Consider the following 22,840-nt stretch of genomic DNA (forward strand, 5'->3'; position numbering starts at 1 on the left):
TCGTCATGTCTGCTTCATCTCTGGAAGCAAAGAAAAGTTCCGGCCTGGAGCTGTTCGGGATGCCCTGGCCCATGTTCCTGGTGCTGACAGCCATCGTGCTGCTCTCCGCCTTTCTGGGAACGCTGCCCAACAATATGATCGGCGGCTTTTCCTTCATGATCGTTACCGGCACCATCCTCAGCTACATCGGCGACCATCTGCCCATTGTCAAAACCTATCTGGGCGGCGGTCCCATCGTGGTCATCTTCGGCTCTGCCGCACTGCTCTACTTTGGTCTGATCGGTGAAGGCACTGTGGAAGTGGTCAACAACTTCATGAAAAACAGTAATTTCCTGGACTTTTATATTGCCGCCCTCATCACCGGCTCCATCCTTGGCATGAACCGGAAGCTGCTGATCAACGCGGCGGTCCGTTATCTCCCTGCCATCATCGGCGGCGTTATCTGCGCCCTGGGCCTTGCCTACATCGTGGGCACCCTCATCGGCTACGGCGGTGAGCAGGCCATGTTCTTCGTGGCTATCCCCATCATGGGCGGCGGTATGGGCGCCGGCGCGGTTCCCCTCTCCCAGATCTTTGCCAGCGAAACCGGTCAAAGCGCTGAATCCCTGCTGTCTGTAATGGTTCCCGCTGTGGCTTTGGGCAATGCGCTGGCTATTGTCTTTGGCGGCCTGCTGGACCGGTTGGGCAAAAAGAAGCCCTCCCTTTCCGGTGAAGGCCAGCTGATGGTCAATCGGATCAACGACAGCTCCGATGCCGACAGAGAAAATCTCAAGGACACCATGGCCATTACCATGCGCAATCTGGGCATCGGCCTGCTGATGTCCACCGCCTTTTTCAATATCGGCACCATCATCGGCAAATTTGTCCCCGCTATCCACTCCTACGCCTGGATGATCCTGGCTGTGGCTGCGATGAAGATCTTGGGCCTTGTCCCCGAAAAGTTTGAGATCTGCTGCCATCAGTGGTTCAATTTTATGATGTCCAACCTCACTTCCGCCCTCCTCATCGGCGTGGGTATCACCTATACCGACCTGGGCGAAGTCCTCTCCGCTTTCTCCGGCGCTTACGTCATCCTGGTGTTCGTCACCGTAGTCGGCGCTGTGATTGGTTCCGCGGTGGTAGGCCGTCTGGTGGGCTTCTATCCCATTGAATCCTCCATCACCGCCGGCCTGTGCATGGCCAACATGGGCGGTACCGGCGACGTAGCGGTACTTTCCGCTGCCGGCCGTATGAACCTGATGCCTTTCGCGCAGATCTCCTCCCGTATCGGCGGCGCTTTCATGCTGCTCCTGTCCAGCTTCCTGCTGAGACTGTTCGGCTTGGGCTGATTGAAAAAACGGATTCATCTTCTCATCAACTCATACCCCGCAGCCTGCCTGACAACAGGCGGGCTGCGGCGATTTCCCCGGGAATTTTTCCCACAGAAGGAAAGGAAGTGCTTTACTGATGAAACTTAACCGCAGTGCTGCCGCAGGCACACTGGAATCCAGCGATATTTACGTCCAGGCCGCTCCCGGCAAGGGTCAGGTGGAAATCCAGCTGGAATCCATCGTTTATCAACAGTTTGGTCCCTCCATTGTGGAAACCATCCGCTCGGTCGCTGAGGGATTGGGGGTAACCGACGCGGTCATTTCCGCGGTGGATCGGGGCGCTTTGGACTGCACCATCCGGGCCAGAGTGGAAACCGCTCTCAAGCGCGCGGCAAAGGAGGCGTAAGATATGAGAAGATCCATGCTTTTTCTTCCGGGAAATAATCCCAATATGCTCCAGAACGGCGACATTCTGGGAGCGGACGCCATCATCCTGGACCTGGAGGACGCTGTTTCCCCCGATGAGAAGGATGCCGCCCGTATCCTGGTGCGCAACGCCATCCGTACCCTGGATTATCAGGGATGCGAGATCATCATCCGCATCAATGCCGTAGACGACACCGGCTTCTGGAAAGAAGATCTGGATGAGGTCATCCCCCTCAAACCCGATCTCATCATGCCAACCAAGGTCAGCGGGGCGGAGTATGTCCGGCAGGTTTCCCGCTATATGGAGGAAGTGGAGCGCCGCAACGGTATGGAACCGGGCACTGTCAAGCTGATTCCCCTCATCGAAACCACCCTGGGTGTGGAGAACGCCTTTGAGATCGCCCGCAGCGACCCCCGTGTGGTGGCAATGTTCCTGGGGGCCGAGGACCTGACTGCCGATATGCGCTGCGTCCGTACCAAAGAGGGCAGCGAGATCGCCTATGCCCGCTCCCGCATGGTCTCCGCCGCCCGGGCCGCCGAGATCGACGTTTACGACACTCCCTTCACCGACGTCAATGACGATGAGGGGCTGGTGGCAGACGCGCGGCTGGCCAAGTCTCTGGGCTTCTCCGGCAAGGCTTCCATCTCTCCCCGCCATGTGAGCGGCATCAACCAGGTGTTCAGCCCCACCGAGAAGGAGATCGCCTATGCCCGGGAGGTACTGGCCATCATCGAGGAGGCCAAGGCCCAGGGTAAGGGCGCGGTTTCCCTCCACGGAAAAATGATCGACAAGCCCATCGTCACCAGAGCCCAGCAGGTGCTGGCTATGGCGGCAGCCATTGGAGGAGGTGTTCAGGCATGAACAAGCTGGTATCATCTGTCAAGGAAGCGGTCCGTCTCAGCGGCCTGAAGGATGGGATGACCATTTCCTTTCACCATCACCTGAGAAACGGCGATTTTGTACTGAACATGGTGCTGGAGGCAGCGGCAGAGCTGGGGATCAAAGATCTGACCGTCAACGCCAGTTCCCTCTTTGAAATTCACGCCCCCCTGGTGGAGCACATCCGCAACGGCGTGGTCACCGGCCTGGAAACCGACTATATGAGCGGCACTGTTGGCCGGGCTATTTCCGAAGGCGTTCTGGCCAAACCCATGGTTTTCCGCAGCCACGGCGGACGCCCTGCCGATATTGAAAGCGGCCAATCCCCCATTGATGTGGCCTTCATCGCCGCCCCCACCAGCGATAACATGGGCAACTGCTCCGGTAAATACGGTCCTTCCGCCTGCGGCTCCCTGGGCTACGCTTTTGCTGACGCCATGTATGCCAAAAAAGTGGTGGTGATCACCGATAATCTGGTGGATTATCCCCTCCATGATTTCTCCATTCCTGAAATCTATGTGGACTATGTGGTACAGGTGGACCGCATCGGAGATCCCGCCGGCATCGTCAGCGGCACCACCCGCATCACCCGTGACCCTGTGGGCCTGGTGATGGCGGATTACGCCGCCAAGGTCATCGACGCTTCCGGCCTGCTCAAGGACGGTTTTTCCTTCCAGACCGGCGCCGGCGGCGCTTCCCTGGCCGCGGCAAAATATCTGAAGGATATCATGCTGCGGAAAAACATCAAGGGCAGCTACGGTATGGGCGGCATCACCGGCTATATGGTGGATATGCTCAACGCCGGATGCTTCCAGTCCCTGCTGGACGTCCAGTGCTTTGATCTGGGGGCGGTGCAGTCCATCCGGGAAAATCCCGCCCATATGGAAGTGAGCGCCTCCCATTACGCCAGCCCCATCGCCAAGAGCGCCGCGGTGGACAGTCTGGACGTGGTGATTTTGGGCGCGACCCAGATCGATACCGACTTTAACGTCAATGTCCATACCGATTCCAACGGCTACATCATGGGCGGCAGCGGCGGCCACAGCGATACCGCTGCGGGAGCCAAGATGGCTATGATCATCGCTCCTCTCAGCCGTGCCCGTCTGTCCATCGTGGTGGACCATGTGCTTACTGTCTCCACACCCGGCAGCACCGTGGATGTACTGGTGACCCAGAAGGGCATCGCCGTCAATCCTGCCCGGGGAGATCTCCGGGAGCAGCTGGTGGCCGCCGGATTGCCGGTGGTGGATATCCATGAGCTGAAAGCCCGGGCGGAAAAGCTCACCGGTATCCCCAGGCCCCTGGAGCTGGGCGACCGGGTGGTAGCGGATGTCCGCTATCGGGACGGCAGCATCATCGACCACATCTATCAGGTGCGCAGCTGATTCCTTCTCACCCACTGTTTTTCTGCTCCCCTGTCAGCCATGGATTTTACCCTTCCATGGCGTTTACCTCCTACACAGCGCCTTCCTGGAGAAATCCGGGAGGGCGCTGGTTTTTTTCAGAAGCTGATGCTGGATGACGGTGCTTTCCCCTGCGTGCTGCCTCTTCATCTTTGAGTACAAGTCGTCCTGCAATATAAAACCATATTCAAAGTCCTTTCTCTTCCAAAAGGACTTTTTCTTTTTGGGGAAACACCCCTGGTTTGGGTTCCCTGCCGCATCCTTTCTGCCGCCGGGCCTGGTTGAGGCAATCAGCCGCACATTTTCCAGCTTGACAAGGTTGTCTAATCGTGTTAGACTATCGTTAGTCTAATATCATTCGACTACAGGAGGGATCATCATGGAACCTTATAAACTGGGGGAAATGGAGCAGCGGTTCGCGGAACTCATCTGGGACAACCAGCCCATCAGTTCCCGGGCCCTGACGGAGCTGTGCCAACAGGAATTCGGCTGGAAACGGACCACCACCTACACCATGCTCAAACGGCTGTGCCAGCGGAACATTTTCCGCAATGAAGGAGGAACCGTGACGGCGCTGATGACCCGGGAAGAGTTTGGAGCGGCGCAGGGAGAGGCTTTTCTCAGCCAGGCTTTTGGAGGCTCCCTGCCTCAGTTTCTGGCCGCTTTCACCCGCCGCAAAAAGCTGACGGAGGAGGAAATTGACGAGATCCGCCGTCTGATCGACCAGTATCAGGAGGAGTGACTATGGTGAAAGGATTATTTTTGCAGGTGCTCAATATGAGCTTTACCGCAAGTATCGTCATTCTGGCGGTGCTGCTGCTGCGGCTGCCCCTGAAAAGGGCTCCCAAAGTCTTTTCCTTCGCCCTCTGGGGAGCAGTGCTGTTTCGGCTCCTTTGCCCCTTTTCCCTGGAAAGTGTTGTGAGCCTTCTTCCCCGGACCCAGCCTTTCCCCAAAGAAATGGTATGGATGGAGCAGCCTGTTTCCGATACTGTCATTACGGTGACAGGGGGAACGGCAGGCCCCGCGTTTTCTCCTTCCGTATCGGCTGCCAGCGCTGACCCGCTGCAAATCTTGCTATGGGCAGGCGCGCTGCTGTGGCTGATGGGTATGGCCATACTGGCGGGATACAGCTTGTTTTCCCTGCTGCGGCTGAGGCGCAAACTGAAAAGTGCCGCTTACTGGCAGGATAACGTTTGGCTCTGTGATGGTGTGGATACCGCCTTTGTGCTGGGGGTTTTTCGTCCCCGCATCTATCTGCCGGTGGGGCTGAGGGAGGAAGAACAGCGCTGCATCCTTCTCCATGAACGCACCCATCTGAAACGGCTGGATCATCTGACCCGTTTGGCGGCTTTCGCTGCCCTTTGCCTCCATTGGTTCAATCCTCTGGTATGGGTGGCTTTTTACCTCAGCGGCCGGGATATGGAAATGTCCTGTGATGAAGCAGTCATCAAAGCCCTGGGTACCGGCTCCAAAAAGACCTACTCCTCTTCCCTGCTGACCCTGGCTGTGGGCAGAAGGTTTATTCCCGGGGCTCCTCTCGCCTTTGGAGAAGGGGATACCAAAGGCCGGGTCAAAAATGTTCTCGGTTACCGCAAACCCGCTTTCTGGCTGACACTGCTGGCGGCAGTGGTTATCGTGGCGGCCGCTGCGGCACTGATGACCGATCCCGCAGAAAAGACACCTTCCTCTGATACCCTGCAGGTTCAGGGAATCATTCTGGAGGTGGACCCCGAACACAATACCATGATGGTGGAAGGAACGGAACCTAACAGCCCCATTGGGGACCAGTGTGTGGTCACATGGGAAGGAGAACCTTTCTTCCGGATGGATGAACAAGGTAAACGGCAGTCTCTCACGGCTGAGGATTTTTCGGTGGGAGACCGCATCGCCATGGAAACCGGCCCAATACAGGAAAGCTATCCCACCTCCACCACCGCCTTCTCCATTGAGCTGCTGCCTTCACAGCAGGAAACCATGGCCCGGTCCCTGTGGGAGGCCCGGGTACCCTATATCGGCAGCGCCCCGGATGTGGGACGGCTGGTGGGGCTGCTGGGTGTACCCGAGGGGCTTGAGTATAATTATTTTCAACTGCAAACCTCCCAGGAACCCTATGGCGTCACTATTTTTTATCAGGGAACCCCTGGGGCAATCAGCCGGTATGAAGCCCCTGAAGAACAAAGCATTTTCCAGCGTTACGCCTTGATTTTGCTGGCTTTGGTGGACAACGGAAATCAGGTCACCTTTGTTCTGGAAGGCGGGGAGCAGCCTTTGACCCTCTCTTACTCCAGCCAGTGGGCCCAGGAAGTGACAGGCAGCGATATTCACGCCTATAGCGAAAGCTCCCGCACCATTTTGGAGCTGCTGGAACTTCCCTTATCCGCCTCATCCGCCAGTGAATCCCAGGAAGGGTCCGGCGGCAATGTCTATTCCGTCGTATTCCCCGCCTATGACCAGCGGACGGAATTTAACGGGGCTATCTTTGATATCCAGCCCTTTCAGCTGCGGATCCGTCTGCCTGAGGGCTTCACCATCGCCCCCAAAGGGGAAGGGGATCTGGCCTATCCTTTGATGGGCGCATGGACCCCTCTGGGCATTTACGATGAGACCGGCGCTTATGTGGGAGCCGTGGGATATAATCTTTGTGAGGAAACCCCGGGAGCGGAAAACCTGCCCCAGGCCATTTACAATCAGGTGGCTCTGGGAAACAACTACCAGTTCAGCGCCCAGCCCAAGGCGGATGGCCGGGGAGAATATGAGCCGGTACGGCAATGGCAGCAGGGCGAAACAGCTGTCACCAAGGTTTATACCGCTCCTCAGCTGGCCCAGGAGCTGGGTCTGGGAAACAATTCGATGGAAAACCTGGGTATCCTCAGCTATGACCGGCAGCTGGGAGTTTATATCGCCATAGAGCTGGACAGCGGCAAAATTTCTCAGCAGCAACTGGTGGAGATGGCTTCCTCTGTACAGCTTCTTGAAGGGGATGGGGAAACATCTTGAGCGTGCGCCCAAGGAAGTCAGCATATTTCCAGGAGGACCCAGTCTCCCGGGATACGCCGCTGGTTCCTGACGGTTTCGGGCACCGGTGAGCACAGGTCCTGTGAAGTATTCCACAAGGCGGCCAAATTTGGTTGAAAAACCGTTTCACTTTGGCTGCGGCATCTTCCAAAGAGGCTGTTTTTCTGGGGCTCAAAAGGCTGAAATGGTATCAGAGCGATTGGAACGGGGGCCATGGGGCCTTTTACCAAAAGAAACTGCCGTCTTTGCTTTAAAATTGTTTTAGGTCAGGGGCTCTGGAGCTGTTGCTTCGGGGCCCCTGGGTATATTAAAAATTTCCACAACCTCAGGGGAACCGGCCCCTCCGGTTTCGTGCTCCATGAAAGAGGAGCGCTGGTTCAAATCAGGCGCATACCCTGATTTTTTTGATTTCAAGCAGCTCCCAGAGCCCGGGCCATACTGCGCATCCTCCTATTGACAGTAAGCCTACAATTTGTTATCTTATATTTAGACTACAAGTTGTTATGATAAAAGGAGGGGCTTTCATGATTCAGCAAATTTCCGATTCTGAACTGGAACTGATGAAAATCGTCTGGGACGAAGGGGGCAAGGCCTTGTACGCCCGGATCATGGAACGGCTGACCGGCACCGGAAAGGGCTGGCAGAAGAATACTGTCATCACTTTGCTGTCCCGCCTGGTGGAAAAGGGGCTGTTAACCACCAGCAAAATCGGCAGGCGCAATGAATATACCGCCATTGTTTCCCAGGAGCAGTACCAGGCAGCTCAGACCAAAACTTTGCTCAACAAGCTGTACCAGGGGGAAGCCAAAAGCCTGGTGATGACCCTGGTGGAGCAGGAGATGCTGACCGGGGAGGACTATGAGGAACTGCGGGCCTTCTGGGAGGCCGGGAGGAACAAACCGTGAGCAGTGTGATCAAAACCCTGCTTTCCCTTTCCCTGTCCGGTTCGCTGCTGATGGGGCTGCTTGCTCTGCTGCGGCCGGTATACCGAGGCAAGACCAGCCTTCGCTGGCAGTATTACATCTGGCTTGCGGTGGTGCTGCGGATGCTGCTGCCTATCGCTCCCGAAGCAAACCTGATGGAGGCGGTGCTGGGGGAACAGGCGGCTTCCGTCACCCAGCAGCAAAGCGGCTCCGCTCCATCCCAGGGGAAATGGTCCTGGTCAGTGAAAGATCCGGCGGAGCAAGGGGAGGCCTCTTCCTCCCGGCCATCACCTGAAATTCACCCCCCTGTTTCTGAGGAAACTTCCGGGGGAGAAAAAACACAGCCGCAGTCTTCCCCTTCTTCCCCTGTTCCAATGGATTTTGCCCTTTCCTGGCTGTGGCGGCAGCGTATGGCGCTGCTGACTATCCTGTGGCTGGGAGGTGCGGCGGCGCTTCTGGGGAAAAAAGCGGTTCTGTACCGCCGTTTTGTCAGGCAGCTGAAAGCGGCATCCACTCCAGTAACCGATCCGGCTCTTTTGGCCTTGTCGGAAGAGATCCACCGGAAAATGGGGCTGAAAAAAAGCATTGGATTGGTGGTCAGCAGCGGCGTTTCCAGCCCTATGCTGCTGGGGCTTTTACATCCCTGTGTGGTATTGCCTCAATTACACCAAAGGGATCATGACCTGTTGTACACGCTTCTCCATGAGCTGACCCATTACAAACGGCGGGACCTGGCGTACCGCTGGCTGGTGCAGCTGGTGTTGTGTTTCCATTGGTTCAATCCCCTGGTCCGCTGGATGGACCGGGAGGTGAGCCGCTTGTGTGAGCTTTCCTGTGATGAAGCGGTTTTGAGGCTGCTGGATGCCAGTGAGCGGCGGGCCTATGGGGATACCCTTCTGCGAGCCGCCGCCCTGAGCAATGGTCTGGACCGTTCCATCCCTTCCCTGTCTCTGAGCCGGGGCGGGCAGCTGCTGCGGGAGCGGTTGGGGGCTATCCTCCATTATCAGGAAGCTTCCCGGCGTTTTGCCGCGGCGGCCATAACGCTGACGGTTTTCATTTCCTTTTCCGGCCTTTTTCTGGGAGCCTGTCCCCTGCCCTCTTCTGAGGAGCCCCATGAGGAATCACCTCCGGCAGTGGTTATTCCGCAGGAAGATACCTTGCCTTCTCCGGAGGAAACAGAGAAAGAGTCTCCGGCTGCCCATGTTCCTCTTCCCCAGGTGACCGGCCCGGATGAGGAAGGAAACTTTCCTCCCATCGATGAAAAAGATTTTGAAGCCTATGTCGCCAACGGTCCCGGGGACACGGCCAAGCCCGACCCGGAGGAAATCCCTTCTTTCCTGGACCATCCTTTGGGGCAGCGGTGGCTGTCTGAGCATTATCCCTCTGTCACTGACTGGGAGATTCTTTATGAGGGGAAGGACTTTGCTCTTACCCCGGAGATGTACGATCCCTACCGCTACCAGTGGCGGGATCAGCGGGTCCCCTGCTATGCTGTGGTGCTGGCCACCAGCCAGGGAAATGACTTTGACCGCCTGCTGCTTTTGGCACGGGAGGATATCTCTGTCATTTGCGGCGATGATTCTTATCTGCCCCGTCTGGAGCTGTATGTTTCCGCCTATGCCGGATGGGAATCGGACTGGCTTCTGGGGGATGGTTCCGGTTTGGAAGCGGTATTTCCCCAAAATTCCGACTATAGTGCCGTTCTCTGGATTCCTGAGGAGGGCAGGGGCCTGCTCACCGCCCAGGACGATATCTGTTTGCCGGTGACAGGGCTGACCCAGCCTCCATCCCAGGTCTTTTTCAGCTATCCCCTTTCCTTCTATATCAGTCCCCCAGCCGGCCATGAAGAAGATATCCTGCTGCTGTTGGGAGATCACATGGATTACGCCCTGGGCCTTTATGAATCTGGAAGCCAACAGGTGACCTTACTGGAGCCCCAGAGGGGAGCCTGGCAGCTGTTCTCCCTGGATGGGCAAACTCTGGCCATTATGAACGATACTGCCGTCACCCTTTACGTCTTTTCTTCGGAGGACCTTCTGCGGCCCATTGCCCAATTGGAGGGAAATGGCGGCGTTCTGGGGGAGGATGAGGTCTTTATTTTCTACCAGATGGCCACCCTTCGGGGACAGGGAGGAAGTCACGTCATCCTGTACTACCGGCGGCAGGAGCGGCTGTGGCGGGTCTGCACCTTTGATACGGACGGAAACATTCTCTCGGACTTCTCCACTGGTCTGCCTGTAGTGGAGGATTATCTGGATGGGCTGGCCTTTGAGGATGGGCTTGTATATTTCGGTTATTTCCGGGAGGGCACCGACAAAGCGGATTCTCTGGAACGATACTGCATCGACGCCCGGCCCGGCAGAGAGCATTTGCTGCAACAAATCGGTTAGGAGGAACTGAGAATTTGAAACACATCACACTTGTCATCACCATTACCATCATTGCAGGACTGCTGCTGACCGCCTGTGACCAGCAGCCCTCCTCCCCCCAGTCACAGATGCAAGGACAAAGCGTTATCATCAAGGCGGAGCCGCCTTCTTCCCAGGAAGAAACTTCCCCTTCTTCCTCATCCAGCGAGACGGCGGAATTTTCTCCTTTGGACATAGGAGTTCTGGGGCATACCGAGGATAACGGCCCCCTCACCGCAAAGTCCCTGGCGGAGGATACACCCATTGCCGATGGACAACTGGTCACCCAGGAATCCCTCAATGGAATGGTAAAAATCTGCCAATATGACCCGGAGCAGCAAGGCTACATCATTCATTACTACACCTACACCCCTGGGGATACCCTGGGACAGCTGACCCGTACCGCGCTGGGCCTTCTTTATTCCCAGGAGGAGGGGATCGACGTCTCCTCCGTCCGGGTGGAAAAGGGCTTTGTGATTGTAGATCTCTCCCTCACCCCTGACAGTTCCGCCGCCAAGGCTTTGGGGAATCGGACAGCGGTGGAAACCATGCTCAATACTATCGCCGCCACCTGTCAAAAAAACGGAGCCGCCGGCACCGGCTTTCTGTTGGGAGGCGGACAGTTCTCCCTGGGCGGAGTGACCCTGGAAAACGACGGCTATGGCCGCTATGAACCGGCGGAGGTTTATAATCAGCCCGTTACCCCGGAACAGCTGGATGGCCTGCGGAGAATGCTGCCCTATCCCGGCGGAAAGTCCACTCCAGCTCCCATGCTGGACTCCAATGAAGCCATCTGCCAGGAAAACGAGGCGCTTTACCGGCTCATTTACTTTGGCGGGGATACGGGAGCCTATGCCTCCCCCGCCGAAATTCCAGACGAAGTCAAAATCGCGGTGGGGCTGAACCTCTCCCCCAGAACCTACGACTGCCGCCAGGAGCCGGAAAAATATCCCCTTTATCCTGTAGACGATTCCTTCCTGGAGCCGCTGGTTTCCCAGCTGAGTTTCCCGGACTATGACTTTGTACCCAGGGAATGGGTGGAAGCCGCTGTACAGGAGCTTTGGGGACCGGAAGCAGCCATTGGCGCTCATGTCAACGCGGGCAGCTTTACCTATGAGGAGAACGCCGGTGTCTATACCCCACCTCATCGGGGAGGCGGAGTGATTGTGGAGCCTTACTTCCACAGCCTGGAGCAGACCGAGAAGGGTTATGTGGCTCAGGTGTCCTATCTCACCCTGGGAATGGGCGGAGTCATGGACCAGAACGGAGAATGGCTGGACGTCTACTCCGACTATGAGCAGGACCCCCGAATCCAGCAGCTGGAACAGGCCCTGCCCCGGTATGAAATCACTGCCGTCACCGGAGAGGACGGACTGCTGCATCTGGAATCCTCCCGGCTGATTGGGGAATAGAAAGGAGCGTCTTGCAATGAATCAGATAAAAAAATGGATGGCAGGGGCGCTGGCCGCAGGGCTTTTGCTCACCTTTGCCGCCTGCGGCGGGGAAACGGCCTCTGCCTCTGGAAACAGTGGTGACTTTTCAGCATCGGAAAACACTTCCCACAGCGGGGACGGGGGAGCTTCCTCCGGCAGCGGCGAGGGGGTCCATCTCTCCAACAGCTGGCAGACAGAGGATTTTGTCATTGCCGGTTTCAGCAAAGACGGACCGGGAGATTTCGGTTATCAGGCGCGTCTGACATCGGAGGAGCAGAAACAGCTGTCCAGTCTGCTGCAAACAGACAGCTGGCAGGAGGCGGAGCCGGTGGAGCACGGCCTGAGCAGCGTGCTGGACCTGTGCGATGAGGAAGAAAAGCGTTTTCTGTCCGTTTATGACGGCGGCGATCTGGGCACCCTCATCGGCCTGCGGGACGAAGAATCAGGGGAAAGCTGGCTCTTTTCCGCTCCCGGCCAGGTGCTGGAGGATGCCAAAGCTCTGGCACAGCCTTTGGAGGAACGGGCCAAAGGAGAACAGACGGAAGGAACCTCTTCCGGTTCCGCCGGAGGAACAGAAGTCCTGTTTCCCCAGCTGCTTTCCGATGAGGTAAAGGCTTCCCCGCTGTACGCCGAAGCGCTGACCCGTCCCTCGGTGATCATTTTTGATGACCAGCCGGTCACCTCCCGTGCTGTGGTGGACCGCTTTTTACAAGGGGTGGAGGAAGGAGGCGACGGAGAGCTGTATCTCTACTCCTTCATCACCCCGGGGGAGGAAAGAAGCTGTCTGCTCATCCGCCTTACCTCCAAGGACGGCAAGGTAACAGAATCCCTGGCGTCGGACCGCAGCTGGGACAAGGGGCTCACCTTTGACAACAGCTATGCCGTTACCAAAATTCAGCTGACAGAGTACGGCTACCTCACCTATGAGGGAGAAAGCAGCAGCGAACCCACAGGCTATCAGGTGGTCAATGACCGGGAGCTGTTTTCCGATGCTTCCCAGCGGCAGGAAATGAAGGAAAAATATATGGATCCCATCTTTCCCACCGCCCTCAGCGGCCACTGGGATGACCCGGCGGATATGAGCCTCCTTTGGGTATTCGAGGATCTGTACTACTACGAAAACGGCGGCAGTCCCTTCGATGAGTACGGCACAGACTGGCCGGTGGAGGAGATCGTTGCGCTGCTCAGCCGGTATTTTGACGGCATCACCAGAGAGGTGATCCTCAGCGAAGAAATGGCTTCCGCCTACGATTCCCAAACCGACACCATCCACTATGAAGGAGGACGGGGCGGCGGTCCCTTCTGCCTGCGGGCCACCAGTTGGGAAACGGAGGGAGATCTGCTCATCCTCCACTATGAACACTACGACTGCGCCACCGGCATCCCCTATGAAAACGAACAGAGCCTTCTGACCATACGGCTGATGGAGGACGGCAGCTTCCGCTATCTCTCCAATGAGGCAGACAACTGATTCCCGGAATAAAGTTGCCTCTTTTCCGGTTTTTGGAGGGATACTTCGCCAGTGATTTATTTGAAGCTAGCCTGGTTCCGTCAAAGCCCACACATAAAAAAACAGCCGGAGAGAATGGTCTCTTCGGCTGTTTTTTTCCATAAGCTTGGTTTTGCGTTTGTTCAGGGAACGCTTTCCATCACCGCCAGGGCTTCCTCCTCGCTCAGGTCGCCCGCCAGGGTGTAGGTAAAGTCCTGATCAAACATCACGATGATGACGGTGTTTCGGGTCAGCTTTACCGAAACATAGGCCTTGCGCCCATTGATGTTGGCTTCATAAACCCGGCAGTCCTCGGTATCAAAGGAGGTGCTGCTGCCGCCGGTGGACATGACCATATAGCTGAAATAGCCTTCGGTGGCCGGATTTTCATAGCTGGCGTAGCAGTGCCACTCACTCAGGTCCTGCTCCCTCAGCTCATAACCCTCGGGGATATAGCCGGGAGCGATCTCCTCATAGCTTGCCGGCAGCTCCTTGTTGCTGCCGCCGTCAAAGGTGATGTTGGTGTATTCCTGTGTCACCGACACCACAAACCGCAGGATGGGTGTGCGGATGGCCTCCACCTGCATGGCGCCGAAGCCCAGTGCCGCAAAGCAGAGCACAAACATCGCCGCAGCCTGCACATACCGCCGCAGAGGCCTTCTTCCCCGGGCCGCTTTGCGGGTCATAGCCGCCATCTTTGCCTGGAACTCCGGCGAAAAGGTGTGGGGGTCCTCCAGCAGATCGTCGGAGGGGAGCTCTGCCGCCAACTGCTCCGCCCGCGCCTCAAAAGCCGGTTTCAGACATTCTTCCAACAGATCTTCCCGCCGGAAATCATTCGCCATGGGCCTCCCCTCCCTCCAGCTGCCGCAGCAGCATCTTTTTGCCTTGGAAGATTCTGGACGCCACCGTTGCCTCCGACAGCTCCAGCAGCCGGGCAATCTCCTTATTGCGGCAGCCGTGATAATACCGGAGCATCAGGATATCCGCGTACTTGGGGTCCATGGACTCCAGGCGGCGGCGGATCTCCTCCTCCGATTGCTGGGCAATAACAGCGTCCTCCGGGGAACCGGTCCGATCTCTGGGCACCTGCTCCAGATCATCAAAATAGACCAAATTCTCCCGTTTTCTCTTGCGGTACAGATCAATCGAGGTGTTCCGCACTAATATAACGATGAAAGATCGCGTTTTATTAGATCCGATCTCATCAATTTTATCAATTTCCCGAAAAATTTTTAAAAACGTTTGCTGGACCGCGTCCTCCGCCAGTCCATTGTCCCGGAGAATGGAGAAAGCAACCCGATACATGGACGCGCTATAGGTGTGATAAAGCTCTTCAAAAAGTGACTGTTCTGTTTTTTTCCGTTGTCCCAGCAGCATCGGCCTTTCTCCTCCTTTCCTGAACCATTGGGAGCACTGTTCTGATTGTACCACATAAAATAGTACGCTTCAACGGCCAGGAAGGATTTTACCAGCAGGATTCATTCCCTTTTCAGGCCCTCCAGAAACACCTTCCAATATTCTCCGCAGGAGCGGGACATTTCCCTGGAAAAGTCGGAGTTGTACTTCCTTTGGCAGAAGGCCTGAACGTAGCTGTCAAAATCCCATTCCTGCTTTTGGGCGTCCCTGGCCTGGCAGGCGAACATCTCCCGCAGCTGCTCAGGCGTATTGCGGTGATAGCGGTTTTGGCACACCACCCACTGCTGGCGGAAGCGGGCCGGCTTTTTCCGCTCCAGCTGCTGCTGGGTGGGATAACCATATACCACCATCGCCGCCGGCATTACATAATCCGGCAGTCCCAGCAGCTGACGGTGGGTCTCACACTGTTCCAGCACATCTCCGATATAGCAGGACCCCAAGCCCATGCTTTGGGCCGCCACCACAGTATTCTGGGCAGCGATCAGGGCATCGGACGCCGCCAGCATCAAATCACCGGGACCGGGAAGGCGGGGCTGGCATCCCGCTTCCTTATAGGCATCGTACCACCGCTGGCAGTCCGCCAGAAACACCAGCACCACAGGAGCCGTGGCGATAAAGGGCTGATGATCACAGGTTTCCGCCAGACGGGCCTTCAGCTCCGGGTCGGTCACCTCCAAAATGGTGTACAGCATCTGATTGCCTGCGGTAGGAGCCTCAAAGGCCGATTCCAGCAGAGCCTGACGCACCTCCTGGGAAACCGGGCGGTCCGCCCAGACCCGGACAGATTTCCGCTGCCGCAATTGTTTCAGTGTTTCATTCTCCAGCATTTTTCCATTCCACTCCTGTTCTATGGATAACAATAGGGGTTATCTTGACCGTTTTCATCATACCACAAAAAACCGGCAGCTGGTAGGGCGGAGTTTCCGGCGCCATTGAAATGATGCTTTTGCGCCCATTCCATGGAAAAACCGCTGTTTCCATGCTATAATAAGCAGGTATCAGAAGGGGCCGCGGCATTTGACCCAATGCTGCCACTGACGCTGCCCGCTTCAATCTATCCAAAGGAGACCTGATTATGGAATACTATAACATTACCGTGGCCGGGCAGCAGCGGAGCCTGCCCATCGTTCCCATCTCCCCGGAGCTTTCCATCGCCGCCTTCGTCATCTTCGGCGACACCGCCATTGTGGAACCCTGCGCCCGGGAACTGGCCGCCCGGCTGCCCAAGGATGTGGATTATCTGCTCACCGCCGAGGCAAAAAGCATCCCCCTCATCTATGAGCTGGCCAAAGTGATGGAAATGCCCCGGTATCTCATCGCCCGGAAATCGGTGAAGGGTTATATGAGCTCTCCTGTTGTCACCCCGGTGCGCTCCATCACCACCGACCATCAGCAGATCCTTTGTCTGGACCAGGAGGACCAGCAGCGGATCAAAGGCTCCCGCATTGCTCTGGTGGACGATGTCATCTCCACCGGCGCTTCCCTGTCCGCTCTGGAAACTCTGGTGGAGCAGGCAGGAGGTACCGTCGTGGCCCGTGCCGCTATTCTGGCGGAGGGGGATGCCGCCGACCGGGATGATATCATCTATCTGGAAAAGATCCCCCTGTTTTTCCACGGCCAGAAGGAAAAGGAATAAGTTTGCCGGAGAACCAAAACTTCAGACGGTGGAAAAATCTGTTTCAAGGGAAAAATAAATTCAAAATCATAAAAATCAGGACATGTGCCTGATTTTTATACCACGACCCGCGCCCACCGGGGCGAGAAACCGGGGGTATCGCCGCTGGTTTCGTCAGGAACCTGCGGCGTATCCAGGGGGACCGGGCCCCCCTGGAAGTGTGCCGAACTTTTTCGACACGCTCAAAACTTACCGCTGCCCCCATTCTTACGGGGACTGAACTGATCAAAACAATTTCAATAAAGAGATCCCCCTGGCGCGCCGCAGAGGCGTCAGAGGGATCTCTTTCAGTTTGTTTTGGAGAACATATTCTTCGTTTTCTCACACCCCCGGAGCCTGGGGAAGCACCTGAGACAAAGCAGGTGAGGAAAGACCGGACCCCGGTTATGGCCGTGAAAACATAGGGCGTATGGGCGTGAGAGGACGTTTGACAGCTGGGAACAGTTTTCTCCCGCTTTCCGGGAGCTTGTTTCCTGTCTTTTCAGGCCCAGACCTCCTCCAGCACCCGGATGGTGTTGCCGCCCAGCACCTTGCCGATCTCCTCGGAAGTATACCCATGGCGGATGAGCCAGCGGGGGATGTTCCAGGAGGCTTCGGTGGTGTTTTCCAGGTATTTGACGAAGGGCACCTCCTGATATTCCTGTGCGTGTTTGGAGGTTTCTCCGGTGGACAGCGCCGCCGCAAAGGCATGGTGCAGCGCCACATGATCCCCATACAGGCAGTCGGGACCGAAGGTGACATGATCGATGCCCACCAGGTTTTTGACATACTCAAAGTGCTCCATAAAGCTGTCGATGTCATGGGTCATCCGGGTGGCGCTCATGGTGGTGTGAGGGGCCGCCTCAATGCCGATGACGCCGCCCTTCCCGGCAACAGCCTTGAGCAGCTCGTCACCGGCCATCCGTTTGGTGTTCCACACACCCTTGGCCCCCACATGGCTGGCAATAATGGGCTTTTTGCTGTGCATCACAGCTTCATAGGCGGTTTTCTGGCCGCAGTGGGAAACATCCAGCAGCATCCCCACCTGGTTCATCCGCTCCACGCAGGCCTTGCCAAATTTGGTCAGTCCCCCGTCGCAGTCCTCCTTGAGGCCGGAGCCCAGGGCGTTGCTTTCGGAATAGGTCACCCCCAGCTGGCGGATTCCCAGGCCGTAGAGAATATCGATACGGTCCACCTCATTTTCAATGGGCTGGGCTCCCTCAATACAGGGGACCCAGGCGATCTTTCCCGCCGCCTTGGCCCGGAAGATGTCCTCCACCTTTTTGCACTGGATGAGAAAATCCTGATGGGCGATATCACACAGCCGCATCCCCAGGTCGTGGATGATATCGATCCACTTCCAGCCGCCGGGGCTGGAAATAATGTTGGTGCCGTCCAGCATATTGTCAAAAATGCAGTCCAGATTGGAATAGGAAAGGGCCTCGTATCCGGTCCAGTCCCGTCCCTGCCGCTCGGCGTCAAAGAACTTTTCCAGGCTCATGTCCACAGGGGTAAAATCGGGATGCTCATGCACTGAAATGTAAGGATACCGCTCCAGGATCTCCTGAAGCATCGCTTCCTGCTCCGGCTCCAAAGGAATGACATGGCGTCCGGCCCAATCCCATTGGGACCATTCAATGGCGGGATAATCTTTTCCCCGCACCAGATAGGAGTAGGGCTGATAGCCCTTATAGCCTTTTTTCTGGGTAAAATTCATACTGCGCTTCCTTTCCCCACAGGGAAAAAGGGGCTGCTCTGCCTGAGCGCAGCCGCAGTCCCTCTTTTCCGTTACTTGATTTTGCTCACCGGCGTCTCTCTCATCTCAGCAGAAGCGCCTGGTCATTGTCTCAGGCCCAAACCTCCCGGAGCACACGGATGGCGTTTCCGCCGATGACCTTGGCGATCTCCTCCTCGCTGTAGCCGTGCTTGATGAGCCAGCGGGGGATGTTCCAGGATGCCTCGGTGGGATTTTCCAGGTACTTGACGAAGGGCACCTCTTCATAGGGAAGGGTGGACTTGGCGGTGTCGCCGGTGGAGAGGGCCGCCGCGAAGGCGTGATGGACCCCCACATGGTCGCCGTAGAGGCAGTCCACACCGAAGCTGACATGATCGATGCCCACCATGTTCTTGACATACTCAAAGTGCTCCATGACACTGTCGATATCATGGGTCATGCGGGTCTGGCTCATGGTGGTGTGAGGCGCGGCCTCAATGGCAACCACACCGCCCTTCTGGGCGATGGCCTTGATCAGCTCATCGCTGGCCATTCTCTTGATGTTCCATACCCCTTTGGCTCCCAGGTGGGTGGCGATGATGGGCTTTTTGCTGTGCATGACAGCGTCATAAGCGGTTTTCTGGCCGCAGTGAGAAACATCGATGAGCATTCCCACCTGGTTCATCCGCTCCACACAGGCCTTGCCGAACTTGGTCAGGCCACCGTCGTTGTCCTCCTTGAGGCCGTTGCCCAGAGCGTTGCTTTCAGAGTAAGTGACGCCCAGCAGCCGGACACCCAGGCCGTAAAGGATGTCGATGCGGTCCACCTCATTCTCGATGCAGGCCGCGCCCTCGATGCAGGGGGCCCAGGCGATCTTTCCCGCCGCCTTGGCCGCCAGAATATCGTCCACCGTTCTGCACTGCACCAGGAAATCCTGATGGGCAATGTCGCACAGGCGCATGCCCAGGTCATGGATGATGTCGATCCACTTCCAGCCGCCGGGGCTGGAGATGATGTTGACACCGTCCATCATGTTGTCGAACACGCAGTCCAGATTGGAATAGGCCAGCGCTTCGTAGGCGCAGAACTGACGGCCCTGACGCATGGAGTCATAAATTTTGTTCAGGGTGCTCATATCTCTGGGATAGAAGGTGGGGTGGTCGTGGAGGGAGATGACAGGATACTTGGCCAGAATCTCACGATACATGGCCTCCTGCTCCTCGCTCAGTTCCAGAACATGGCGGCCTGCCCAATCCCAGTCCTGCCAATCAATATCGGGATAATCCTTGCCTTTTACCAGATAGCTGTAGGGCTGATAGCCCTTATAAGCGGGTTTTTGTTTGAATTCCATGGCGATCATTCTCCTTTTCGTCCCCCGGAAGGCTCCGGCTGGGGATGTTTATTTGGCGTAAATACCTATAGCCTGGGCGCAGTTGAGATAGCCGCAGTTACCCAGCACCGCGCTGAAGCCGGCAAATTTCTCCGTATTGGCCACATAGGTCTGTTTGGGAACATAGGTCATGGCGCTGGGCATATTGTCCACCCACAGCTGCTGCCACTGATCCAGCATCTCAATGCGCTTGGCCCGGTCGGGTTCAGATTTCATGGCGATGAGCAGGTTGTCCATTTCTTCGTTGTTGTACTGCATGAAGTTGAGGGTCTGGCCGATGCCGTAGCAGGTGTACAGGGTGGTGTCAACATCGTCGATGGTGCCCCAGATGCTGTAGGAGATATCAAAGGTCTGGCCGTTGGTGACCTTGGCGGAATAGGTGGAAGCGTCCAAAGGCTCCAGCTTCAGCTCGATACCCGCCTGGGCCGCTCCGGTGCGGAGGATTTCCATCACATTGTCCACATTCTGGATGGAGGTCTTATAGCTGACAGTAAAGGATGCCTTGGTGCCGTCGGCGCTTTCCAGAATTCCGTCACCGTCGGTGTCGGCGTATCCGTTGGATTCCAGCAGGCTCTTGGCGGCCGCGGTATCAAAGGCGGGCTGCTGGATGTTGGAAGCGACAAAATCCTGATATACGGGGCTGATGGGGGTATACATGGCAGTGGCCTCACCGTTCATGCCCACCGCCACAAGGGCTTCACGGTCAATGCACATGGAGATGGCCTGACGCATATTCACATCCTGAAGCAGCGCATTGGTCTGGGAATAGCTCAACTGTCCATAGCCCAGGCCGTCCACAGTGGTCAGCAGATATTTCTCATTGGCGGCCAGCTGGGTCTGGCTGTTGGCGGAAATATAGTTGGCGCAGACATCGATCTCACCGTTCTCCAGGGCCAGGACCATGGCGTTCTCATCGGTATACACCCGGAAGAGAATGTTGTCCAGATAAGCGCCCTGGCCGTCGTTGGCCTGAGTAAAGTAGGGATTGCGCTTGAGGGAGACATACTGGCCGTCCACCCACTCATCCACATAATAGGGACCGTAACCGGCGCCGCTGTAGATGTAGTTGAGGGGATCGGTGACCGATTCAAACTCGCTCTTGCGCATAATGGGAATCCAGTAGAAACCGCCGTTGAAGAAGTTGACGTCGGCAGACTCCAGGTTGAAGATGACAGTCTTGTCATCCACAACCTCGGTGGAAGCCACATGGCCATAGTAGCTGTCAAAGAAGCCGATCTGGTGCTCCACACCATAGGTGGTGCTGAAGGCCACATCCTCAGCGGTAACAGGGGTGCCGTCGTTCCAATAAAGGTCCTTGAGGGTTATGGTCCATTGGGTGCAGTCCTCGTTGGAGGTGGCCTCCGCCAGGTAGCCGTACTTATTGCCGGTTTCATCCATGGTCACCAGATTGGGGCAGACCAGGTTCATAATTACACTGGAGTTCAGGTCGTTCTGCACCCAGATGTTGGAGCTGACGGGATTGGCGTTGAGACCCACCGTCAAGGTTCCTCCCACCCCGGGGGCGGATGCCTCCTGAGAGGTGGAGACGGCAGAGGAGGCCGATGTACTGCCGCTTTCGCTGCTGCCGCCGCAGGCAGCCATGGAAACACCCATCGCTACTGCCAGCAGAGCGGATAATACTCTTTTGTACTTCATCTTCAAAGTTCTCCCTTCTGTTATAAATGGGCCGGCATCGCTGCCGTCCATGCTCGATCCTGACAGCGCCGCCATCAGGGAACCAAACTGTCTTTACTGCTGATTTTTTCTCAGCACCCGTCCGGCATAGGTACGCAGCACCTGGCCGTCCCGCAGCTCCACCTGGCCGTTGACCAGCACCAGATCGCATCCGGTGGCGGCAAGGCGGGGGGTCTTGTACTGCTCCTGGCTCATTTCAGGATACTTGTAATTGGGCAGGTCGATGACCGCCACGTCAGCATAGCAGCCTTCTTCCAGGCGGCCCCGCTTCTGGATGCCGAAATGCTCCGCCACCATGGTGGTGTTGCGGCGGACAATCTCCTCATAGGGCACGCCCTTTTTCAGATACATATTGGCGAAGATGGCAAAACCGCCTCTGCGGCGAATCTCATACCAGTCGAAGGGATCATAGATATCCCCCATAATAGTGTCGCTGCCCACCGAAACATAGGGATTGGCGATGATGGAATCGCAGTGGTCAATAAACTTGGAGGGAACGTTGGCCGCGGGAGCATTGAGCCAGAAAACATAGTTGTTGTCGTCTCCCATCAGGTCCAGCATGCACTCGTTTTCATCCACGCCCCGCTCCTGGGCGATATCCCGGACGGAGCGGTTTTCCAGATGAGGATCATCGGAATGAACAATGTAGATCTTGTCCTTGGAGCCCTCCATGGTGTAGTTGTCCTTGAGAATCAGCGCTCTGCCCTCAGGAGTGTGGAGGGCCTTCTTCACACCTTCGATCCTCTGGCTGAACAGCTCGTCCGACAGCGCCATGGTGAACAGCAGCATCCGTTCCTTGCCGGTGCAGTGGCCCACACTGTTGGGGATGGTGTCGATTCTGGCGCGGATGTGTTCTTCCTCGATGGCCTTCCTTGCCGCTTCAAAGGCCTCGGGCACCGAGCTTGCCAGATGGGAGATCTGAATCTTGGCCCCGGTGCGGCGGCCTACTTCCAGAAACTCCAGGGTGGACTCGTAGATGCCGATCTGATGGCGCAGGTGCGCCGCGGAGACGCCGTCGTAGCCCTTGATCAGCTCCACCACCTGGCAGATCTCATCCAGGTCCGCATACCGGCTGGGAACATAGTCCAGACCAAAGGAGATGCCGAACATCCCCTGCTCCATGTTGTGGCGGATAATCCGTTCGATCTGGCTTTGCTCCAGTTCATCAGGCTTTCTGGGCCAGGCGCCGTGCATCACATACTGGCGGATGCTGCCGTGGCCCAGGAGGGTAACAAAGTTGCAGTTGGTTCCCACCTGCTCCACCGCTTTGGCATATCCCTCGAAATCATACCAATCGGGCCAGATTTCCATATAGCGGTCATACTGCTTGAGGCTGATGAGGCCATTGCCCAGATAATAATCCAGCTGATCCTTCTTGTGGCCGGGGACGATGGAATGGCTGCAATTTCCGTTGACCAGGGTGGTAACACCCTCCTTGAGGTAGAAATCGTAGCTGCCGTCGTCAAAGCAGACCCATTCCTCATGAACATGGGGATCGATGAGGCCGGGGATCACATACTTGCCCCGGGCATCATAGCTGTCCCTGGCCGGCTCCTGAATATTGGGGGCGATGCGGACCACTTTGTCCCCCTGGATGGCTACATCCGCCTGGCGGGCGGGGCTGCCTGTTCCGTCTATGACCATACCGTTGCGAATGAGAAAATCGTACATCACAGCTTCCTCC

General features: G+C 56.7%; 18 protein-coding genes. 11 read left to right on the top strand and 7 right to left on the bottom strand.

Going from position 1 to position 22,840, the window contains the following annotated elements:
- The first annotated feature begins 5 nt into the window (after positions 1 to 5).
- From BQ5383_RS08640 to BQ5383_RS08690, 10 genes are all read left to right on the top strand, one after another.
- Complete coding sequence (locus tag BQ5383_RS08640) at positions 6 to 1,328, top strand: 2-hydroxycarboxylate transporter family protein (protein ID WP_071431141.1); 1,323 nt, start codon at positions 6 to 8, stop codon at positions 1,326 to 1,328.
- 118 nt (positions 1,329 to 1,446) lie between these two features.
- Positions 1,447 to 1,716 (top strand): citrate lyase acyl carrier protein, encoded by a 270-nt coding sequence (citD, locus tag BQ5383_RS08645; protein ID WP_071431143.1) that lies wholly within the window; start codon positions 1,447 to 1,449, stop codon positions 1,714 to 1,716.
- A gap of 3 nt (positions 1,717 to 1,719) precedes the next feature.
- Positions 1,720 to 2,598: an HpcH/HpaI aldolase/citrate lyase family protein gene (locus BQ5383_RS08650; protein WP_071431145.1), complete on the top strand. Its 879-nt coding sequence runs from the start codon at positions 1,720 to 1,722 to the stop codon at positions 2,596 to 2,598.
- Entirely contained in the window at positions 2,595 to 4,001 is a 1,407-nt protein-coding gene (gene citF, locus BQ5383_RS08655) for a citrate lyase subunit alpha (RefSeq protein WP_071431147.1), read from the top strand. The genes BQ5383_RS08650 and citF overlap by 4 nt, the downstream gene beginning before the upstream one ends.
- A gap of 397 nt (positions 4,002 to 4,398) precedes the next feature.
- Entirely contained in the window at positions 4,399 to 4,761 is a 363-nt protein-coding gene (locus tag BQ5383_RS08665) for a BlaI/MecI/CopY family transcriptional regulator (RefSeq protein ID WP_071431151.1), read from the top strand.
- Between the two features lie 2 nt (positions 4,762 to 4,763).
- The gene (locus BQ5383_RS08670) at positions 4,764 to 7,016 is read left to right on the top strand and encodes a M56 family metallopeptidase (RefSeq protein ID WP_071431153.1); all 2,253 of its coding nucleotides are present in this window, start codon (positions 4,764 to 4,766) and stop codon (positions 7,014 to 7,016) included.
- 542 nt (positions 7,017 to 7,558) lie between these two features.
- On the top strand, positions 7,559 to 7,939 hold the full coding sequence (locus BQ5383_RS08675) for a BlaI/MecI/CopY family transcriptional regulator (protein WP_071431155.1): 381 nt from the start codon (positions 7,559 to 7,561) through the stop codon (positions 7,937 to 7,939).
- Positions 7,936 to 10,347 carry a M56 family metallopeptidase gene (locus BQ5383_RS08680; protein ID WP_071431157.1) on the top strand — a complete coding sequence of 804 codons (2,412 nt, stop codon included), beginning with the start codon at positions 7,936 to 7,938 and terminating at the stop codon, positions 10,345 to 10,347. The genes BQ5383_RS08675 and BQ5383_RS08680 overlap by 4 nt, the downstream gene beginning before the upstream one ends.
- Before the next feature lie 14 nt (positions 10,348 to 10,361).
- A complete protein-coding gene (locus tag BQ5383_RS08685) occupies positions 10,362 to 11,777 on the top strand; it encodes a hypothetical protein (RefSeq protein WP_071431159.1) in 1,416 nt (471 codons plus the stop codon).
- A 16-nt stretch (positions 11,778 to 11,793) separates the two neighbouring features.
- Positions 11,794 to 13,269, top strand: a complete 1,476-nt coding sequence (locus BQ5383_RS08690; RefSeq protein ID WP_071431160.1) for a hypothetical protein — start codon at positions 11,794 to 11,796, stop codon at positions 13,267 to 13,269.
- A gap of 161 nt (positions 13,270 to 13,430) precedes the next feature.
- Here BQ5383_RS08690 and BQ5383_RS08695 read toward each other — a convergent pair whose 3' ends face one another.
- The 3 genes from BQ5383_RS08695 to BQ5383_RS08705 all read right to left on the bottom strand — a co-directional run bounded on the left by BQ5383_RS08695 (position 13,431) and on the right by BQ5383_RS08705 (position 15,530).
- The gene (locus BQ5383_RS08695) at positions 13,431 to 14,129 is read right to left on the bottom strand and encodes a DUF4367 domain-containing protein (protein WP_071431162.1); all 699 of its coding nucleotides are present in this window, start codon (positions 14,127 to 14,129) and stop codon (positions 13,431 to 13,433) included.
- Complete coding sequence (locus BQ5383_RS08700) at positions 14,119 to 14,664, bottom strand: RNA polymerase sigma factor (RefSeq protein WP_071431164.1); 546 nt, start codon at positions 14,662 to 14,664, stop codon at positions 14,119 to 14,121. The genes BQ5383_RS08695 and BQ5383_RS08700 overlap by 11 nt, the downstream gene beginning before the upstream one ends.
- 101 nt (positions 14,665 to 14,765) lie before the next feature.
- Positions 14,766 to 15,530 (bottom strand): nitroreductase family protein, encoded by a 765-nt coding sequence (locus BQ5383_RS08705; RefSeq protein ID WP_071431166.1) that lies wholly within the window; start codon positions 15,528 to 15,530, stop codon positions 14,766 to 14,768.
- Positions 15,531 to 15,775: 245 nt separating this feature from the next.
- Here BQ5383_RS08705 and BQ5383_RS08710 point away from each other — a divergent pair, with 245 nt between their 5' ends.
- Positions 15,776 to 16,339 carry a phosphoribosyltransferase family protein gene (locus BQ5383_RS08710; protein ID WP_207646827.1) on the top strand — a complete coding sequence of 188 codons (564 nt, stop codon included), beginning with the start codon at positions 15,776 to 15,778 and terminating at the stop codon, positions 16,337 to 16,339.
- Positions 16,340 to 16,859: 520 nt separating this feature from the next.
- On the opposite strand, the gene BQ5383_RS08715 is transcribed toward BQ5383_RS08710, so the two are convergent.
- The 4 genes from BQ5383_RS08715 to BQ5383_RS08730 all read right to left on the bottom strand — a co-directional run bounded on the left by BQ5383_RS08715 (position 16,860) and on the right by BQ5383_RS08730 (position 22,827).
- Positions 16,860 to 18,074 (bottom strand): dipeptidase, encoded by a 1,215-nt coding sequence (locus BQ5383_RS08715; RefSeq protein ID WP_071431170.1) that lies wholly within the window; start codon positions 18,072 to 18,074, stop codon positions 16,860 to 16,862.
- 130 nt (positions 18,075 to 18,204) lie between these two features.
- Positions 18,205 to 19,422 (bottom strand): dipeptidase, encoded by a 1,218-nt coding sequence (locus BQ5383_RS08720; protein WP_071431172.1) that lies wholly within the window; start codon positions 19,420 to 19,422, stop codon positions 18,205 to 18,207.
- 48 nt (positions 19,423 to 19,470) lie between these two features.
- Positions 19,471 to 21,117: an ABC transporter substrate-binding protein gene (locus BQ5383_RS08725; protein WP_071431174.1), complete on the bottom strand. Its 1,647-nt coding sequence runs from the start codon at positions 21,115 to 21,117 to the stop codon at positions 19,471 to 19,473.
- Between the two features lie 93 nt (positions 21,118 to 21,210).
- Positions 21,211 to 22,827 carry an N-acyl-D-amino-acid deacylase family protein gene (locus BQ5383_RS08730; RefSeq protein ID WP_172724606.1) on the bottom strand — a complete coding sequence of 539 codons (1,617 nt, stop codon included), beginning with the start codon at positions 22,825 to 22,827 and terminating at the stop codon, positions 21,211 to 21,213.
- Positions 22,828 to 22,840 lie beyond the last annotated feature (13 nt).

Origin of the sequence: Angelakisella massiliensis (assembly GCF_900104675.1) — a bacterium.
GTDB classification, from domain to species: Bacteria; Bacillota; Clostridia; order Oscillospirales; family Ruminococcaceae; genus Angelakisella; species Angelakisella massiliensis.

What these genes read in the sequence shown, in the direction of transcription:
- BQ5383_RS08640 (WP_071431141.1), top strand. Translation starts at nt 6, where the DNA reads ATGTCTGCTTCATCTCTGGAAGCAAAGAAAAGTTCCGGCCTGGAGCTG.
- citD (WP_071431143.1), top strand. Translation starts at nt 1,447, where the DNA reads ATGAAACTTAACCGCAGTGCTGCCGCAGGCACACTGGAATCCAGCGAT.
- BQ5383_RS08650 (WP_071431145.1), top strand. Translation starts at nt 1,720, where the DNA reads ATGAGAAGATCCATGCTTTTTCTTCCGGGAAATAATCCCAATATGCTC.
- citF (WP_071431147.1), top strand. Translation starts at nt 2,595, where the DNA reads ATGAACAAGCTGGTATCATCTGTCAAGGAAGCGGTCCGTCTCAGCGGC.
- BQ5383_RS08665 (WP_071431151.1), top strand. Translation starts at nt 4,399, where the DNA reads ATGGAACCTTATAAACTGGGGGAAATGGAGCAGCGGTTCGCGGAACTC.
- BQ5383_RS08670 (WP_071431153.1), top strand. Translation starts at nt 4,764, where the DNA reads ATGGTGAAAGGATTATTTTTGCAGGTGCTCAATATGAGCTTTACCGCA.
- BQ5383_RS08675 (WP_071431155.1), top strand. Translation starts at nt 7,559, where the DNA reads ATGATTCAGCAAATTTCCGATTCTGAACTGGAACTGATGAAAATCGTC.
- BQ5383_RS08690 (WP_071431160.1), top strand. Translation starts at nt 11,794, where the DNA reads ATGAATCAGATAAAAAAATGGATGGCAGGGGCGCTGGCCGCAGGGCTT.
- BQ5383_RS08695 (WP_071431162.1), bottom strand. Translation starts at nt 14,129, where the DNA reads ATGGCGAATGATTTCCGGCGGGAAGATCTGTTGGAAGAATGTCTGAAA.
- BQ5383_RS08700 (WP_071431164.1), bottom strand. Translation starts at nt 14,664, where the DNA reads ATGCTGCTGGGACAACGGAAAAAAACAGAACAGTCACTTTTTGAAGAG.
- BQ5383_RS08705 (WP_071431166.1), bottom strand. Translation starts at nt 15,530, where the DNA reads ATGCTGGAGAATGAAACACTGAAACAATTGCGGCAGCGGAAATCTGTC.
- BQ5383_RS08715 (WP_071431170.1), bottom strand. Translation starts at nt 18,074, where the DNA reads ATGAATTTTACCCAGAAAAAAGGCTATAAGGGCTATCAGCCCTACTCC.
- BQ5383_RS08720 (WP_071431172.1), bottom strand. Translation starts at nt 19,422, where the DNA reads ATGGAATTCAAACAAAAACCCGCTTATAAGGGCTATCAGCCCTACAGC.
- BQ5383_RS08725 (WP_071431174.1), bottom strand. Translation starts at nt 21,117, where the DNA reads ATGAAGTACAAAAGAGTATTATCCGCTCTGCTGGCAGTAGCGATGGGT.
- BQ5383_RS08730 (WP_172724606.1), bottom strand. Translation starts at nt 22,827, where the DNA reads ATGTACGATTTTCTCATTCGCAACGGTATGGTCATAGACGGAACAGGC.